Raw genomic sequence first — 386 nt, 5'->3', positions numbered from 1 at the left:
AGATGAGTCGGGCGGACGACGCCGATTTCAACAGCCGGACGGTTCCGTCTGGTTGGAGCCTCCGGACCGGGCGGCGGGGCGGGTACGTGAGACGATCTGTAAACAGACCACGAGGAGAGGAATTTCATGGGGGGCAAGGGTCAGCTGCATGTCAGTGCGGAACTGGCGGGGGGGCTGGAGCGGATCGATGCGCTCGGCGGGGGACTCGATGAACGACCGGATCACTGAACGTGTGCGGCGACTGGTACGACGCGGTCGACCTGCCCGCGGACCGCTTCACCGTGGCGGTCGGCGACGTGGTCGGCCACGGGCTGACGGCCGCCACCGTCATGGGCAGGCTCCGCAGCGCGCTGAGCGCCGCCACCCGTACCGTCCACGGCCCCGCC

Annotated in this window: 1 pseudogene; it reads left to right on the top strand. The window is 69.4% G+C overall.

Annotated elements, in window-relative coordinates:
* Positions 1 to 218 precede the first annotated feature (218 nt).
* A pseudogene (locus tag IO33_RS48910) lies at positions 219 to 386 on the top strand (SpoIIE family protein phosphatase); the annotation flags it as partial.

The sequence above is a fragment of the Streptomyces durhamensis genome, assembly GCF_000725475.1.
In the GTDB taxonomy this organism is placed as follows: Bacteria; Actinomycetota; Actinomycetes; order Streptomycetales; family Streptomycetaceae; genus Streptomyces; species Streptomyces filipinensis.
The sequence above is the reverse complement of the archived record's forward strand: the minus strand, read 5'-3'. Positions and strand labels throughout refer to the sequence as shown.